This window comes from Enterobacter sp. fkY84-1 (genome assembly GCF_052974705.1).
Genome location: NZ_CP169393.1, coordinates 860424 through 876007 on the forward strand (window position 1 = coordinate 860424; position 15584 = coordinate 876007).

The window sequence follows — 15584 nt, forward strand, 5'->3', positions numbered from 1 at the left end:
CGCAAAGAACGGTACCTTCTGGTGCCAATGGGATGGTAAGGAGTTAATTGTGAAAAAGTGGTTATTAGCTGCAGGTCTCGGTTTAGCGATGGCAACTTCTGCTCAGGCAGCAGACAAAATTGCAATCGTCAACATGGGTAATTTGTTCCAGCAGGTTGCACAGAAAACAGGTGTTTCTGCGACGCTGGAAAACGAATTCAAAGGCCGTGCAAGCGAACTGCAGGGTATGGAAAACGATCTTCAGTCCAAAATGCAGCGTCTGCAGCGTGATGGTTCTACCATGAAGGCAAGCGACCGCAGCAAGCTGGAAAAAGACGTAATGGCTCAGCGCCAGGCGTTCTCCCAGAAAGCGCAGGCTTTCGAGCAGGATCGTCAGCGTCGTTCTAACGAAGAACGCGGCAAGCTGGTGACTCGCATTCAGACCGCTGTTAAAGCAGTGGCTGCCGATCAGAGCATCGATCTGGTTGTTGATGCGAACGCCGTCGCTTTCAACAGCAAAGATGTTAAAGACATCACTGCTGACGTTCTGAAACAGGTTAAATAAGTAATGCCTTCAATTCGACTGGCTGATTTAGCTCAGCAGTTGGATGCAGAATTACACGGTGATGGCGATATCGTCATCACCGCTGTTGCGTCCATGCAATCTGCTAAAGCTGGCACGATTACCTTCATGGTAAGCCCTAAGTACCGTGAGCAACTGGCTCAATGCCAGGCGTCAGCTGTTGTTCTGACGCAGGACGATCTTCCATTTGCCACTGTAAGCGCGCTGGTAGTGAAAAACCCCTACCTGACGTATGCACGCATGGCTCAAATTCTTGATACCACGCCGCAACCGGCCCAGAACATTGCTGCCAGCGCAGCGATTGATGAGACGGCCAGGCTGGGTAACAACGTCGCCGTTGGTGCGAATGCGGTTATCGAATCCGGCGTCGAGCTGGGCGATAACGTCGTCATTGGCCCGGGCTGCTTCGTTGGGAAAAATACGAAAATCGGCGCCGGGACCCGTTTATGGGCCAATGTGTCCGTATACCATGACGTTGAAATTGGCGAAAACTGCCTCGTCCAGTCCAGCACCGTGATTGGTTCTGATGGCTTTGGTTACGCTAACGATCGCGGTAACTGGGTTAAGATCCCGCAGCTTGGTCGCGTTATTATTGGCGATCGCGTGGAGATCGGCGCCTGTACCACCATTGACCGTGGCGCGCTTGACGACACGATCATTGGCAATGGTGTTATCATCGATAACCAGTGCCAGATTGCGCATAACGTTGTGATTGGCGACAATACCGCGGTTGCGGGTGGCGTCATCATGGCGGGCAGCCTGAAAATTGGCCGTTATTGCATGATTGGCGGTGCGAGCGTGATTAATGGCCATATGGAAATCTGCGACAAGGTGACCGTGACGGGAATGGGCATGGTAATGCGTCCTATCACTGAACCTGGCGTCTATTCCTCCGGCATTCCGCTCCAGCCCAACAAGGTATGGCGTAAAACAGCAGCTCTGGTGATGAACATTGATGATATGAGCAAGCGCCTCAAGTCCCTTGAGCGCAAGATCGATCAACAAGACTAAGCGTCATCCGTTTAACGCTATTTTTCCCGGCCTGTCGGCTTTCTAATAAACCGGCAGGCCGTGTTATTATTGTTATCAGTACATTTTGACAGGAAGAGTATTTTGACTACTGACACTCATACTCTGCATATTGAAGAGATTTTAGAACTTCTGCCGCACCGCTACCCGTTTCTGCTGGTAGACCGTGTGCTGGATTTTGAAGAAGGTCGTTTTCTGCGCGCAGTGAAAAATGTTTCCGTGAACGAGCCGTTCTTCCAGGGGCACTTCCCTGGTAAACCTATCTTCCCGGGTGTGTTGATTCTGGAAGCGATGGCTCAGGCTACCGGTATTCTGGCGTTTAAAAGCGTCGGTAAACTGGAACCCGGTGAGCTGTATTACTTCGCGGGTATTGACGAAGCGCGCTTTAAGCGCCCTGTCGTGCCTGGTGATCAGATGATCATGGAAGTCACTTTTGAAAAAACGCGTCGTGGCCTGACTCGCTTCAAAGGCGTAGCGCTGGTTGACGGTAAAGTTGTTTGCGAAGCGACGATGATGTGTGCTCGTAGCCGGGAGTCCTGATACGTGATTGATAAATCCGCCTTTATTCATCCTACCGCCATTGTGGAAACGGGTGCCATCGTTGGTGCTAACGCCCACATTGGCCCGTTTTGTATTGTTGGACCCCATGTCGAAATTGGTGAGGGTACAGTACTGAAATCTCACGTTGTGGTGAATGGTCACACGACCATTGGCTGCAATAACGAGATCTATCAGTTCGCCTCCATCGGCGAAGTTAACCAGGATCTGAAATATGCTGGTGAGTCGACCCGTGTGGAAATCGGCGATCGTAACCGTATTCGCGAAAGCGTCACCATTCATCGTGGAACAGTACAGGGTGGTGGGTTGACGAAGGTGGGCAGCGATAACCTGTTTATGGTGAATGCGCATATCGCGCACGACTGTACCGTGGGTGACCGCTGTATCCTTGCCAACAATGCCACGCTGGCAGGACACGTATCAGTTGATGACTTCGCAATTATTGGCGGCATGACCGCAGTCCATCAGTTCTGCATCATTGGTGCGCACGTGATGGTCGGCGGATGCTCCGGTGTGGCGCAGGACGTCCCACCGTATGTGATTGCGCAGGGCAACCATGCCACGCCGTTTGGCGTGAACATCGAAGGCCTCAAGCGTCGTGGTTTTAGTCGCGAAGCGATTACTGCCATCCGCAACGCGTACAAACTGCTGTACCGTAGCGGTAAAACGCTGGAAGAGGCGAAGCCGGAAATTGCCGAACTGGCGAAAAAGCACCCGGAAGTGGACGCGTTCATGGAGTTCTTTGACCGTTCAACAAGGGGTCTGATTCGTTAATGGTCGACAGTCGTCCGCTTACGATAGCCCTGGTCGCCGGAGAAACCTCCGGCGATATTCTTGGTGCCGGTCTCATCCGTGCGCTTAAGGCACGCGTACCCAATGCTCGCTTTGTCGGTGTTGCTGGCCCGCTGATGCAGGCCGAAGGCTGTGAGGCCTGGTATGAAATGGAAGAGCTGGCCGTGATGGGGATCGTTGAGGTGCTGGGACGGTTACGCCGTTTGCTGCACATCCGTGCCGATCTCACCCGCCGCTTTACCGAACTCAAACCCGATGTGTTTGTCGGTATCGATGCACCTGATTTCAACATTACCCTCGAAGGGAACCTGAAAAAGCAGGGCATTAAAACGATTCACTACGTCAGTCCGTCCGTCTGGGCGTGGCGACAGAAACGCGTTTTCAAAATCGGACGGTCCACCCACCTGGTGCTGGCTTTCCTGCCTTTCGAAAAAGCGTTTTACGACAGATTTAATGTTCCGTGCCGTTTTATCGGTCATACCATGGCGGATGCGATGCCACTGGATCCGGATAAAAACGCGGCGCGCGACGTGCTGGGCATCCCGCATGATGTGCACTGTCTGGCCTTACTGCCAGGCAGCCGTGGCGCAGAAGTTGAGATGCTGAGCGCCGATTTTCTTAAGACTGCGCAAATTCTTCGCCAGACCTGGCCCGATCTTGAAGTGGTCGTGCCGCTGGTGAATGCCAAACGCCGCGAGCAGTTTGAGCGCATCAAAGCTGACGTCGCCCCGGATCTTCACGTCCGTCTTCTGGACGGGCAGGGGCGGGAAGCGATGTATGCGAGCGATGCCGCACTGCTGGCCTCCGGCACGGCGGCGCTGGAGTGTATGCTGGCGAAATGCCCGATGGTGGTCGGTTACCGCATGAAGCCGTTTACCTTCTGGCTGGCAAAACGTCTGGTAAAAACAGATTACGTCTCCCTGCCAAACCTGCTTGCGGGTCGCGAGCTGGTGAAAGAGCTGCTGCAGGATGAATGCCAGCCGCAGGCGCTGGCGGAGGCCCTGCTGCCGCTGCTCGCCAACGGTAAAACCAGCCACCAGATGCACGATACCTTCCGCGAACTGCATCAACTGATCCGCTGTAATGCTGATGAGCAAGCGGCCGATGCGGTGCTGGAGTTAGCAAAATGATGGAATTTGTTTATCCTCACACCCACCTTGTGGCGGGGGTGGACGAAGTGGGTCGTGGTCCGTTAGTGGGAGCCGTGGTGACCGCTGCGGTGATCCTCGATCCGGCTCGGCCGATCGTCGGGCTGAACGACTCAAAAAAATTGTCTGAAAAGCGCCGGCTGGCGCTGTTTAGTGAGATTCAGGAGAAAGCGCTGGCCTGGAGCCTCGGGCGTGCTGAACCGCATGAGATAGACGAGCTGAATATTTTGCATGCCACGATGCTGGCGATGCAGCGTGCGGTGGCGGGGCTGAAAATTTCCCCTGAATATGTCCTGATTGACGGCAACCGCTGTCCGGCATTGCCCATGCCTTCAATGGCAGTGGTCAAAGGCGATAGCCGGGTCGCAGAAATTAGCGCAGCTTCTATTATTGCCAAAGTGACACGCGACGCCGAAATGGCCGCGCTGGATCTCACTTACCCTCAGTATGGTTTCGCCCAGCATAAGGGATATCCCACACCTTTCCACCTGGAGAGGCTGGCTGAACATGGCGCAACCGAACACCATCGGCGCAGTTTTGGCCCGGTAAAACGCGCCCTGGGACGGGTGTCCTGAATCATTACGCAAGCAATTAAGTAACGCGGAATCTGAAGATGGCTGAACCACGTTTCGTACACCTGCGGGTGCATAGCGACTACTCCATGATCGATGGGCTGGCGAAGACCGGGCCGCTGGTAAAAAAGGCGGCCTCGCTTGGCATGCCTGCGCTGGCGATCACCGATTTTACCAACCTGTGTGGTCTGGTGAAGTTCTACGGAACGGCGCACGGCGCGGGGATGAAGCCGATCGTCGGTGCAGATTTCCACGTGCAGAGCGACCTCATCGGGGATGAACTGACGCAAATCTCCGTGCTGGCGATGAACAATACGGGTTACCAAAACCTCACACTTCTGATCTCCAAAGCCTATCAGCGCGGTTACGGCGCGCTGGGACCGTGGATCGACCGCGACTGGCTGGCTGAACTGAACGAAGGGCTGCTCCTGATCTCAGGCGGCCGGATGGGGGACGTCGGAAAATCCCTGCTGCGCGGTAACAGCGCGCTGGTGGATCAATGCGTCTCGTTCTATGAAGAATATTTCCCGAATCGTTATTACCTGGAGTTGATCCGTACCGGCCGTCAGGATGAAGAGAGCTATCTTCATGCCGCGGTGGCGCTCGCAGAAGAGCGCGGGTTGCCCGTAGTGGCCACCAACGACGTGCGGTTCCTTGAGGCGGGCGATTTTGACGCTCACGAAATTCGCGTGGCGATCCACGATGGCTTTACCCTCGACGATCCGAAGCGGCCGCGTAATTACTCCGCTCAACAGTATATGCGCAGCGAGGAGGAGATGTGTGAGCTCTTCTCCGATATCCCCGAAGCGCTGGAAAACAGCGTAGAGATTGCCAAGCGCTGCAACGTCACCGTCCGCCTTGGCGAATACTTCCTGCCGCAGTTCCCGACGGGTGACATGACCACGGAAGATTTCCTGGTCATGAAATCGAAAGAAGGTCTGGAAGAGCGTCTGGAATTCCTGTTCCCGGATGAAGAAGAGCGTAAAAAGCGTCGTCCGGAGTATGACGAACGCCTGGACATTGAACTCCAGGTGATCAACCAGATGGGCTTCCCGGGCTACTTCCTGATCGTTATGGAGTTCATCCAGTGGTCGAAGGATAACGGCGTGCCGGTTGGACCGGGCCGTGGTTCCGGTGCTGGCTCGCTGGTGGCGTACGCGCTGAAAATTACCGACCTCGATCCGCTGGAATTCGACCTGCTGTTCGAACGTTTCCTCAACCCGGAACGTGTCTCGATGCCCGACTTCGACGTTGACTTCTGCATGGAGAAACGTGACCAGGTGATCGAGCATGTGGCCGATATGTACGGCCGTGATGCGGTATCGCAGATCATTACCTTCGGTACGATGGCGGCGAAAGCGGTTATCCGCGACGTGGGCCGCGTGCTGGGCCACCCGTACGGGTTTGTCGATCGCATCTCTAAACTGGTGCCGCCCGATCCGGGCATGACGCTGGCAAAAGCCTTTGAGGCTGAACCGCAGCTGCCGGAAATCTATGAAGCGGACGAAGAGGTCAAAGCGCTGATCGACATGGCGCGCAAGCTGGAAGGCGTCACGCGTAACGCCGGTAAGCATGCGGGGGGCGTGGTTATCGCCCCGACCAAAATCACCGACTTCGCGCCGCTGTATTGCGATGAAGCGGGCCAGCATCCGGTCACCCAGTTCGACAAGAACGACGTAGAATACGCCGGGCTGGTGAAGTTCGACTTCCTTGGCCTGCGTACGCTGACCATCATCAACTGGGCGCTGGAGATGATCAACGCCCGCCGCGAGAAGAACGGCGAGCCGCCGCTGGATATCGCGGCCATCCCGCTGGACGACAAGAAAAGTTTCGACATGCTGCAGCGCTCGGAGACCACCGCCGTCTTCCAGCTTGAATCCCGCGGCATGAAAGATCTGATTAAGCGCCTGCAGCCCGACTGCTTCGAAGATATGATCGCACTGGTGGCCCTGTTCCGTCCGGGCCCTTTGCAGTCAGGGATGGTAGATAACTTTATCGACCGTAAGCACGGGCGCGAAGAGATTTCCTACCCGGACGTTCAGTGGCAGCACGAAAGCCTGAAGCCGGTACTGGAGCCAACCTATGGCATCATCCTGTATCAGGAACAGGTGATGCAGATCGCCCAGGTGCTTTCCGGCTATACGCTTGGCGGCGCGGACATGCTGCGTCGTGCGATGGGTAAGAAAAAGCCGGAAGAGATGGCCAAGCAGCGCTCCATCTTTGAAGACGGTGCGAAGAAAAACGGCGTCGACGGCGAGCTGGCGATGAAAATCTTCGACCTGGTGGAGAAATTCGCCGGGTACGGATTTAACAAATCTCACTCAGCCGCCTATGCTTTGGTGTCGTATCAAACGCTGTGGCTGAAGGCACACTATCCTGCGGAGTTTATGGCGGCGGTAATGACCGCCGATATGGACAACACCGAGAAGGTGGTGGGCCTGGTGGATGAGTGCTGGCGCATGGGGCTGAAGATCCTGCCGCCGGATATTAACTCAGGTCTCTACCATTTCCACGTCAATGACGACGGGGAGATCGTTTACGGGATCGGCGCGATCAAGGGCGTGGGCGAGGGGCCGATCGAGGCGATCATCGAAGCGCGCAACAACGGCGGGTATTTCCGCGAGCTGTTCGATCTTTGCGCCCGTACCGATACCAAAAAGCTGAATCGCCGCGTGCTGGAAAAACTGATCATGTCCGGCGCGTTCGACAGGCTTGGGCCGCACCGCGCCGCGCTGATGAACTCGCTGGGCGACGCCCTGAAAGCGGCGGATCAGCACGCGAAAGCGGAAGCCATTGGCCAGGCGGATATGTTCGGGGTGCTGGCGGAAGAGCCGGAGCAGATTGAACAGTCGTATTCCAACTGCCAGCCGTGGCCAGAGCAGGTGGTGCTGGACGGCGAGCGTGAAACGTTAGGTTTGTACCTGACGGGTCACCCGATCAACCAGTACATTAAAGAAATTGAGCGCTATGTCGGCGGCCACAGGCTAAAAGACATGCATCCGACAGAACGTGGTAAAATCACCACGGCTGCGGGGCTCGTGATTGCTGCAAGGGTTATGGTCACCAAGCGCGGCAATCGTATCGGCATCTGTACGTTGGATGACCGTTCCGGGCGTCTGGAGGTGATGTTGTTCACCGACGCGCTGGATAAATACCAGCAATTGCTGGAAAAAGACCGCATACTTATCGTCAGCGGACAGGTCAGCTTTGATGACTTCAGTGGGGGGCTTAAAATGACCGCCCGCGAAGTGATGGACATTGACGAAGCCCGGGAAAAATATGCTCGCGGGCTTGCTATCTCGCTGACGGACAGGCAAATTGATGACCAGCTTTTAAACCGACTCCGTCAGTCTCTGGAACCCCACCGCTCGGGGACAATTCCAGTACATCTCTACTATCAGAGGGCGGATGCACGTGCGCGGTTGCGCTTTGGTGCAACGTGGCGTGTCTCTCCGAGCGATCGTTTACTGAACGATCTCCGTGGCCTCATTGGTTCGGAGCAGGTGGAACTGGAGTTTGACTAATACAGGAATACTATGAGTCTGAATTTCCTTGATTTCGAACAGCCGATTGCTGAGCTGGAAGCGAAAATCGATTCTCTGACAGCGGTAAGCCGTCAGGATGAAAAACTGGATATTAACATCGACGAAGAAGTGCATCGTCTGCGCGAGAAAAGCGTAGAGCTGACGCGCAAAATCTTTGCCGATCTCGGCGCATGGCAGGTGGCCCAGCTGGCACGCCATCCACAGCGTCCGTACACCCTGGATTATGTCCGCCTGGCGTTTGACGAATTTGACGAACTGGCAGGCGATCGCGCATACGCTGACGACAAAGCTATCGTTGGTGGTATCGCGCGTCTGGACGGACGCCCGGTGATGATCATTGGTCATCAGAAAGGCCGTGAAACCAAAGAGAAAATCCGTCGTAACTTTGGTATGCCAGCACCAGAAGGCTACCGTAAAGCCCTGCGTCTGATGGAGATGGCTGAGCGTTTCAACATGCCAATCATCACCTTCATCGACACCCCGGGTGCCTACCCAGGCGTGGGCGCGGAAGAGCGCGGTCAGTCTGAAGCCATCGCACGCAACCTGCGCGAGATGTCTCGTCTGAAGGTGCCGGTCATCTGTACCGTTATCGGTGAGGGTGGTTCCGGTGGTGCGCTGGCAATTGGCGTGGGTGATAAAGTGAATATGCTGCAGTACAGCACCTATTCCGTAATCTCCCCGGAAGGCTGCGCGTCCATTCTGTGGAAGAGTGCCGACAAAGCGCCTCTGGCTGCCGAAGCGATGGGCATCATTGCGCCACGCCTGAAAGAGCTTAAGCTGATCGATTCCATCATCCCGGAACCACTGGGTGGTGCACATCGTAAGCCGGAAGTGATGGCTGCTTCTCTGAAAGCACAGCTGCTGGCTGACCTGGCGGATCTGGACGTGCTGAGCAAAGAAGATCTGCTCAACCGTCGTTACCAGCGTCTGATGACCTACGGTTACGCGTAAGCTTCACAATTATCTGAAAAGCCGCACAATGTTGCGGCTTTTTTTATACCTGCGGTTTAGCCGGACTATGCTTAGCTAAAGTTTTTAAGGAGGAAGCCCATGAATATCATTGCCGTTATGGGGCCGCACGGCGTCTTTTATAAAGATGAGCCGATTAAGGAGCTGGAGCAAGCCCTGCAGTCGCGCGGGTATCAGCTAATCTGGCCGCACAACAGCGCCGATCTGCTGAAGTTCATCGAGCATAACCCGCGTATCTGCGGCGTGATCTTCGACTGGGATGAATATGACCTCGAACTGTGCAGCGATATCAACAAGCTGAACGAATATCTCCCGCTGTACGCGTTTATTAATACCCACTCAACCATGGACGTCAGCGCCAATGATATGCGTATGGCGCTGTGGTTCTTTGAATATTCCCTCGGCGTGGCGGAAGACATTGCGACCCGAATTCAGCAATACACGAATGAATATCTCGATAACATTACGCCGCCCTTTACCCGGGCGCTCTTCACCTACGTGAAAGAGGGGAAATATACCTTCTGTACGCCTGGGCATATGGCGGGAACGGCCTACCAAAAAAGCCCGGTGGGCTGCCTGTTCTATGATTTCTTTGGTGGCAACACGCTGAAAGCGGACGTGTCCATTTCAGTCACCGAACTAGGCTCGCTGCTGGATCATACCGGACCGCATCTGGAAGCCGAAGAGTATATCGCCCGCACCTTTGGGGCCGAGCAGAGCTATATGGTGACCAACGGCACCTCGACCTCGAACAAAATCGTCGGAATGTATGCCGCGCCTGCGGGGAGCACCCTGCTGATTGACCGTAACTGCCATAAATCGCTGGCGCACCTGCTGATGATGAGCGACGTTGTACCGCTCTGGCTGTCGCCCACGCGCAACGCGCTCGGTATTCTGGGCGGTATTCCGCGGCGGGAGTTCGCGCATGACGCGATTGAACGCAAGGTCGCGACGATCCCTGGCGCAGGCTGGCCTGTCCATGCGGTGATCACCAACTCGACCTATGACGGTCTGCTGTACAACACGGACTGGATCAAAAAGACTTTGGACGTGCCGTCGATCCACTTCGATTCCGCGTGGGTACCGTACACCAATTTCCACCCGATTTACGCGGGTAAAAGCGGCATGAGCGGTGAACGCGTGCCGGGTAAAGTGTTCTTCGAAACGCAGTCGACGCACAAAATGCTGGCCGCGTTTTCCCAGGCTTCGCTGATTCACATCAAAGGCGAATACGACGAAGAGACCTTTAACGAAGCCTTTATGATGCATACCACCACCTCACCAAGCTATCCGCTGGTGGCGTCTATCGAAACGGCTGCGGCGATGCTGCGCGGCAATCCCGGTAAACGTCTTATCAATCGCTCTGTGGAGCGCGCGCTGCATTTCCGTAAAGAGGTTCAGCGGCTGAAAGAGGAAGCCGACGGCTGGTTCTTTGATATCTGGCAGCCGGAAGAGATTGATGAAGCAGAATGCTGGCCGGTTTCGCCCGCCGAAGACTGGCATGGCTTCCGGGATGCCGATAGTGACCATATGTTCCTCGACCCGGTAAAAGTGACGATCCTGACGCCGGGTATGGATGAGCAGGGCAAGATGAGCGAGGAAGGGATCCCGGCTGCGCTGGTGGCGAAGTTCCTTGATGAACGCGGCGTGGTGGTGGAGAAAACAGGCCCCTATAATTTGCTGTTTCTGTTCAGCATCGGGATCGATAAAACCCGGGCGATGGGGCTGCTGCGCGGTCTGATGGAATTTAAGCGCGCCTACGATCTCAACCTGCGGGTGAAGAACATGCTGCCGGATCTCTACGCGGAAGATCCTGACTTCTACCGCAATATGCGTATTCAGGATCTGGCCCAGGGGATCCACAGGCTGATCCGTCAGCACGATCTGCCGCGTCTGATGCTACAGGCGTTCGATGTGTTGCCGGAGATGAAGTTTACCCCGCACAAGGCGTGGCAGCGCCAGGTGAGGGGGGAGGTCGAAACCGTCGAGCTGGAAAATCTGGTTGGGCGCGTATCGGCAAACATGATCCTGCCGTATCCGCCGGGCGTACCGCTCCTGATGCCGGGAGAGATGATTACCGAAGAGAGTCGGGCCGTGCTCGATTTCCTGCTGATGCTCTGTTCGGTAGGGCGTCACTATCCCGGTTTTGAGACGGATATCCACGGTGCGAAGCGCGACGAAAACGGCGTGTACTGGGTGCGAGTCCTAAAATAAGGGTGACCGCTTGCCAGGTGCGGGTTTTCGGTTGTAACGTTCAGGCATCATAAAAAGGAGAAGCTATGCTGGGTTTAAAAGCTGTTCATCATATTGCGATCATTGCGACCGATTACGCGAAGAGTAAGGCCTTCTACTGCGACATTCTCGGCTTTACGCTGTTGAGCGAGGCCTACCGTGAGGAGCGCGACTCCTGGAAGGGCGACCTGGCGTTAAACGGGCAGTATGTGATTGAACTGTTCTCTTTTCCTTTTCCGCCTGCGCGTCCGTCCCGTCCGGAAGCCTGTGGCCTGCGCCATCTTGCCTTCAGCGTCGATGACCTGGATAGCGCAGTAAAACATCTGGAAGCGCACGGCGTGACGTGTGAAGCAATCCGCGTCGATCCGTTTACCGACAAGCGCTTTACCTTTTTCAACGACCCGGACGGCCTGCCGCTGGAGCTTTATCAGCAGTAATCTTCGTCCTGTGTGATAATGCCCGCTCAGTTCGGGCATTTTTTATATGTAATTCCCTATGACCTTACCCGCTATCGCACACGCCGTTTCACCGTACCGCCAGCTGCTGGTGGGGTTTAGCGGTGGCCTGGATTCCACCGTTCTGCTCCATCGTCTTAAACGCTGGCGCGATCGGGAGCCTGACGTCCAGCTGCGGGCGATACATATTCATCACGGATTAAGTCCTCACGCAGAGGAGTGGGTGGCGCACTGCGAAGCTATGTGTGCGGCGTGGGCGATCCCGCTTCTCGTCGAGCGCGTCACGCTTGCGGAGGAAGGGCTGGGCATTGAGGCGCAGGCGCGTAAAGCCCGCTATGCCGCCTTTGCCGGGGCATTGCGTACAGGAGAAGCGCTGGTCACAGCCCAGCACCTGGACGATCAGTGTGAAACCTTTCTGCTGGCGCTTAAGCGGGGCAGCGGACCGGCAGGGCTTTCAGCCATGCCTGAGCGTTCTGAGTTTGCCGGTACAACGTTACTGCGTCCGCTGCTTGGCGAGACGCGCGCCTCGCTTGAGGCCTGGGCGCGAGAACATCAGCTCAGCTGGATTGAAGATGAGAGCAACCAGGATGACGGCTATGACCGTAACTTTCTGCGTCTGCGCGTCCTCCCGCTATTGAGCGAGCGCTGGCCGCATTTCGCCGACGCGACGGCAAGAAGCGCTATGCTGTGCGCCGAACAGGAATCGCTGCTGGACGAGCTGTTGAGTGACGAGCTGGCTGAACTGATTTCTGAAGACGGAGCGCTGGCGATTGCACCGCTGGAAGCGATGAGCCCGGTGCGCCGCGCCGCGCTGCTACGGCGCTGGCTGGCCTCTCATCACGCCGCGATGCCGTCGCGGGCGATGCTAAACCGTATCTGGGACGAAGTTGCCCTGGCGCGGGAGGATGCTTCCCCGTGCGTCCATCTGAACGGTTTTGACGTAAGGCGCTACAAAGGGGAACTCTGGTGGGTAAAATCAACGCCCTCACTGACCAGTGTGGTGCTCGACTGGCTTTCTCCTGCGCTTCCGCTGATATTGCCCAGTGAGGCAGGACGTGTCTCTCTTATACCGTCTGGTCATGTGAGGCTGCCAGAGGCAGGAGAACCGGTAACGGTACGCTTTAAGGCTGGCGGCATGCTGCATATTGTCGGGCGCAACGGGGGACGCAAGCTGAAGAAAATCTGGCAGGAGTGCAACGTGCCGCCGTGGCTGCGCGACACCACGCCGCTGCTGTTCTATGGTGAAACATTGATTGCTGCTGCGGGCATTTTCATCACGGAAGCGGGATGGGCGGAAGAGGGGGTCAGGTTTGAGTGGCAGAAAGCGTAACGGGCAGCCAGGCTGCCCGTTAATGTCATCAGGATTCGCTCACCACGACGGTGCCGATTTGCGGGTGGCTGAAGCTGGCTATTTTATCCAGGCGCAGCTCACGCGTCGCACCGGCATCTTCCACTATCAGGTATTCCACATTCTTACGTGAAACCAGATCGCTGGCCTTCGCCTTCAACACTTCGCCATCTTTTAGCTCCAGCGTCAGTAATAAATGATGCTGGCAGGCGAGTTCGAGGTTGTCATAGTCATCACAATTGATGGGTTGATAAGTATCATTCATCGACATAATCGCTCACCAGTAAATTCGCCGCAGCATACGCTGCTTTTTCCCTGACCGACTCTGAAAGGCTCTCATCAGAGGCCACTTCATTAAGCACTTTCAATACACAGCCCAACGCGTCCGGGACATACCCCAGATCTCCGCTGGCGATTTCCGCATACCGTTTGCGAATTAACTCACAATAATTATTCACATCCCCTCCCGCCAGCGCACTGACTTACTGTGAGATATCATTAAGCCTACGAAGATAAACTCGGTTTAGCAAGGTGACTATACCATACTCATTTAAGCAATATCAGCGCCTTGATAGCGGTGTATTTATCACCCTACAACAGCCTTTTGCCGCGGTTTTCGCTACAATGAGCGCCTGATTCGAATGGAGTTCTCTCATGGCGCTGAAAGCGACAATTTATAAAGCAGTGGTCAATGTGGCCGATCTCGATCGCAACCAGTTCCTGGACGCCTCGCTGACGCTGGCTCGCCACCCCTCCGAAACCCAGGAGCGCATGATGCTGCGCCTGCTGGCGTGGATTAAGTACGCTGACGAGCGTCTGCAGTTTACCCGTGGGTTAAGCGCAGAAGACGAGCCAGAAGCCTGGCTGCGCAACGATCATCTGGGTATCGATTTGTGGATCGAACTTGGACTGCCGGACGAGCGCAGAATTAAGAAGGCCTGCACTCAGTCCGCTGAAGTGGCCTTATTCGCGTATAATCAGCGCGCTGCGGAGATTTGGTGGCAGCAAAACAAGAGCAAGTGCGGACAGTTTAAAAATCTCACGGTCTGGTATCTGGATGATGAGCAGCTGGCGCAGCTGAGCGACTTTGCCAGCCGGACCATGGTGTTGCAGGCGACGATTCAGGACGGTGCCATCTGGCTCTCTGATTCTCAGAATAATCTGGAAATTCATTTGACGGCGTGGCAACCGGCCTCATGATCGTCTTGTCCCGAAACGTCAGCATTCCGGACAACGAGCTGGAGATCACCGCCATCCGTGCTCAGGGGGCAGGTGGGCAGCACGTCAACAAGGCCTCAACGGCAATCCATTTGCGTTTTGACATTCGGGCCTCAAGCCTGCCAGAGTATTATAAAGAAAGTCTGCTTGCTGCCAGCCATCACCTGATCACCAGCGATGGCGTGATGGTGATCAAAGCCCAGGAATACCGCAGCCAGGAGCTCAACCGCGAAGCGGCTATAGCCAGGCTGGTGGCGGTCATCAAAGAATTAACGGCAGTACAAAAAAGCCGCCGGGCAACGCGGCCAACCCGCGCATCGAAAGAGCGTCGGCTGGCCTCGAAGGCCCAAAAATCCACAGTGAAAGCACTACGCGGTAAAGTTCGTCGCCCCACAGAGTGACGAAAGGGAACACACTTTTCATAAGGAATTCATTGTGAAAAAAGCATTATGGTCAGCGCTGGCAGTGAGTACGCTGTTTGCGCTTTTCGGGTGTAACAACCGCTCCGAAACGCAGGTTTTACAACCCACGCAGACGGAAGAATTAAAACCGATGCAGCAGAGCTGGCGCGGCGTATTGCCTTGCGCGGACTGTGAAGGCATTGAAACGTCCCTGTTCCTGCAAAAAGACGGCACCTGGGTGATGAACCAGCGCTATCAGGGCGCAAAAGAGCCTTCTTCTTTTGCAACTTATGGAACATGGGCGCGAACGGCGGAGAAGCTGGTTCTGACGGATACCGCTGGCGAGAAAACTTATTTCCGCGCCAAAGGCGAGGGGATGGAGATGCTGGATCGTGAAGGCAATCCAATTGAATCCCAGTTCAACTACACGCTGGCGCCGGTAAAAGCGGCTCTGCCCGCGACGCCGATGGCGATGCGGGGGATGTACTTCTACATGGCGGATGCGGCGATCTTTACCGACTGCGCAACCGGTAAGAAGGTCAGCGTGGCAAACAATGCGCAGCTTGAACGTGATTACGCGGTGGCGCGCGGCAATGACAGCAAGCCGGTATTGCTGACGGTTGACGGTCACTTTACGCTGGAGCCTAACCCGGATAGTGGAGAGATGGTGAAAACGCTGGTGGCGGATAAAGACGCGAAGTTTGTTGCGGGTAAAGACTGTAACAGTAAATAAGCTGACGCTGAGCCATTAAAAA

At 55.6% G+C, this 15584-nt stretch carries 16 protein-coding genes; 14 read left to right on the forward strand and 2 right to left on the reverse strand.

The window, feature by feature from the left end; all coding sequences use genetic code 11:
* Positions 1 to 49: 49 nt before the first annotated feature.
* The 11 genes from skp to tilS all read left to right on the forward strand — a co-directional run bounded on the left by skp (position 50) and on the right by tilS (position 13192).
* Positions 50 to 544, forward strand: coding sequence for a molecular chaperone Skp (gene skp / locus ACEPLT_RS04000; protein WP_008501902.1), 495 nt, complete (start codon positions 50 to 52; stop codon positions 542 to 544).
* Positions 545 to 547: 3 nt separating this feature from the next.
* Entirely contained in the window at positions 548 to 1573 is a 1026-nt protein-coding gene (gene lpxD, locus ACEPLT_RS04005; RefSeq protein WP_008501901.1) for a UDP-3-O-(3-hydroxymyristoyl)glucosamine N-acyltransferase, read from the forward strand.
* A 102-nt stretch (positions 1574 to 1675) separates the two neighbouring features.
* Positions 1676 to 2131, forward strand: a complete 456-nt coding sequence (gene fabZ, locus ACEPLT_RS04010) for a 3-hydroxyacyl-ACP dehydratase FabZ (RefSeq protein ID WP_010426706.1) — start codon at positions 1676 to 1678, stop codon at positions 2129 to 2131.
* A gap of 3 nt (positions 2132 to 2134) precedes the next feature.
* Positions 2135 to 2923: an acyl-ACP--UDP-N-acetylglucosamine O-acyltransferase gene (lpxA, locus tag ACEPLT_RS04015; RefSeq protein WP_008501899.1), complete on the forward strand. Its 789-nt coding sequence runs from the start codon at positions 2135 to 2137 to the stop codon at positions 2921 to 2923.
* On the forward strand, positions 2923 to 4071 hold the full coding sequence (lpxB, locus tag ACEPLT_RS04020) for a lipid-A-disaccharide synthase (RefSeq protein ID WP_032675978.1): 1149 nt from the start codon (positions 2923 to 2925) through the stop codon (positions 4069 to 4071). Before lpxA ends, lpxB begins: the two co-directional genes overlap by 1 nt.
* On the forward strand, positions 4068 to 4664 hold the full coding sequence (rnhB, locus tag ACEPLT_RS04025; protein WP_008501897.1) for a ribonuclease HII: 597 nt from the start codon (positions 4068 to 4070) through the stop codon (positions 4662 to 4664). The genes lpxB and rnhB overlap by 4 nt, the downstream gene beginning before the upstream one ends.
* A gap of 38 nt (positions 4665 to 4702) precedes the next feature.
* Complete coding sequence (gene dnaE, locus ACEPLT_RS04030) at positions 4703 to 8185, forward strand: DNA polymerase III subunit alpha (protein WP_008501896.1); 3483 nt, start codon at positions 4703 to 4705, stop codon at positions 8183 to 8185.
* A gap of 12 nt (positions 8186 to 8197) precedes the next feature.
* A complete protein-coding gene (gene accA, locus ACEPLT_RS04035; protein WP_008501895.1) occupies positions 8198 to 9157 on the forward strand; it encodes an acetyl-CoA carboxylase carboxyl transferase subunit alpha in 960 nt (319 codons plus the stop codon).
* A gap of 99 nt (positions 9158 to 9256) precedes the next feature.
* The gene (locus ACEPLT_RS04040) at positions 9257 to 11389 is read left to right on the forward strand and encodes a lysine decarboxylase LdcC (protein ID WP_032675979.1); all 2133 of its coding nucleotides are present in this window, start codon (positions 9257 to 9259) and stop codon (positions 11387 to 11389) included.
* A gap of 65 nt (positions 11390 to 11454) precedes the next feature.
* Positions 11455 to 11844: a VOC family protein gene (locus ACEPLT_RS04045; protein ID WP_008501893.1), complete on the forward strand. Its 390-nt coding sequence runs from the start codon at positions 11455 to 11457 to the stop codon at positions 11842 to 11844.
* A gap of 58 nt (positions 11845 to 11902) precedes the next feature.
* On the forward strand, positions 11903 to 13192 hold the full coding sequence (gene tilS / locus ACEPLT_RS04050; protein WP_032675980.1) for a tRNA lysidine(34) synthetase TilS: 1290 nt from the start codon (positions 11903 to 11905) through the stop codon (positions 13190 to 13192).
* Between the two features lie 28 nt (positions 13193 to 13220).
* On the opposite strand, the gene rof is transcribed toward tilS, so the two are convergent.
* Positions 13221 to 13481, reverse strand: coding sequence for a Rho-binding antiterminator (rof, locus tag ACEPLT_RS04055; protein ID WP_008501890.1), 261 nt, complete (start codon positions 13479 to 13481; stop codon positions 13221 to 13223).
* Positions 13468 to 13668, reverse strand: coding sequence for a YaeP family protein (locus tag ACEPLT_RS04060; RefSeq protein WP_008501889.1), 201 nt, complete (start codon positions 13666 to 13668; stop codon positions 13468 to 13470). Before ACEPLT_RS04060 ends, rof begins: the two co-directional genes overlap by 14 nt.
* A 196-nt stretch (positions 13669 to 13864) precedes the next feature.
* On the opposite strand from ACEPLT_RS04060, the gene ACEPLT_RS04065 reads away from it, so the two are divergent.
* From ACEPLT_RS04065 to nlpE, 3 genes are read left to right on the forward strand one after another with little or no spacing between them, the layout of a single operon-like run.
* Positions 13865 to 14410 (forward strand): YaeQ family protein, encoded by a 546-nt coding sequence (locus tag ACEPLT_RS04065; protein WP_021240481.1) that lies wholly within the window; start codon positions 13865 to 13867, stop codon positions 14408 to 14410.
* Entirely contained in the window at positions 14407 to 14829 is a 423-nt protein-coding gene (gene arfB, locus ACEPLT_RS04070; protein WP_008501887.1) for an alternative ribosome rescue aminoacyl-tRNA hydrolase ArfB, read from the forward strand. Before ACEPLT_RS04065 ends, arfB begins: the two co-directional genes overlap by 4 nt.
* Before the next feature lie 34 nt (positions 14830 to 14863).
* Positions 14864 to 15562 carry an envelope stress response activation lipoprotein NlpE gene (gene nlpE, locus ACEPLT_RS04075; RefSeq protein WP_021240479.1) on the forward strand — a complete coding sequence of 233 codons (699 nt, stop codon included), beginning with the start codon at positions 14864 to 14866 and terminating at the stop codon, positions 15560 to 15562.
* Positions 15563 to 15584: the final 22 nt, after the last annotated feature.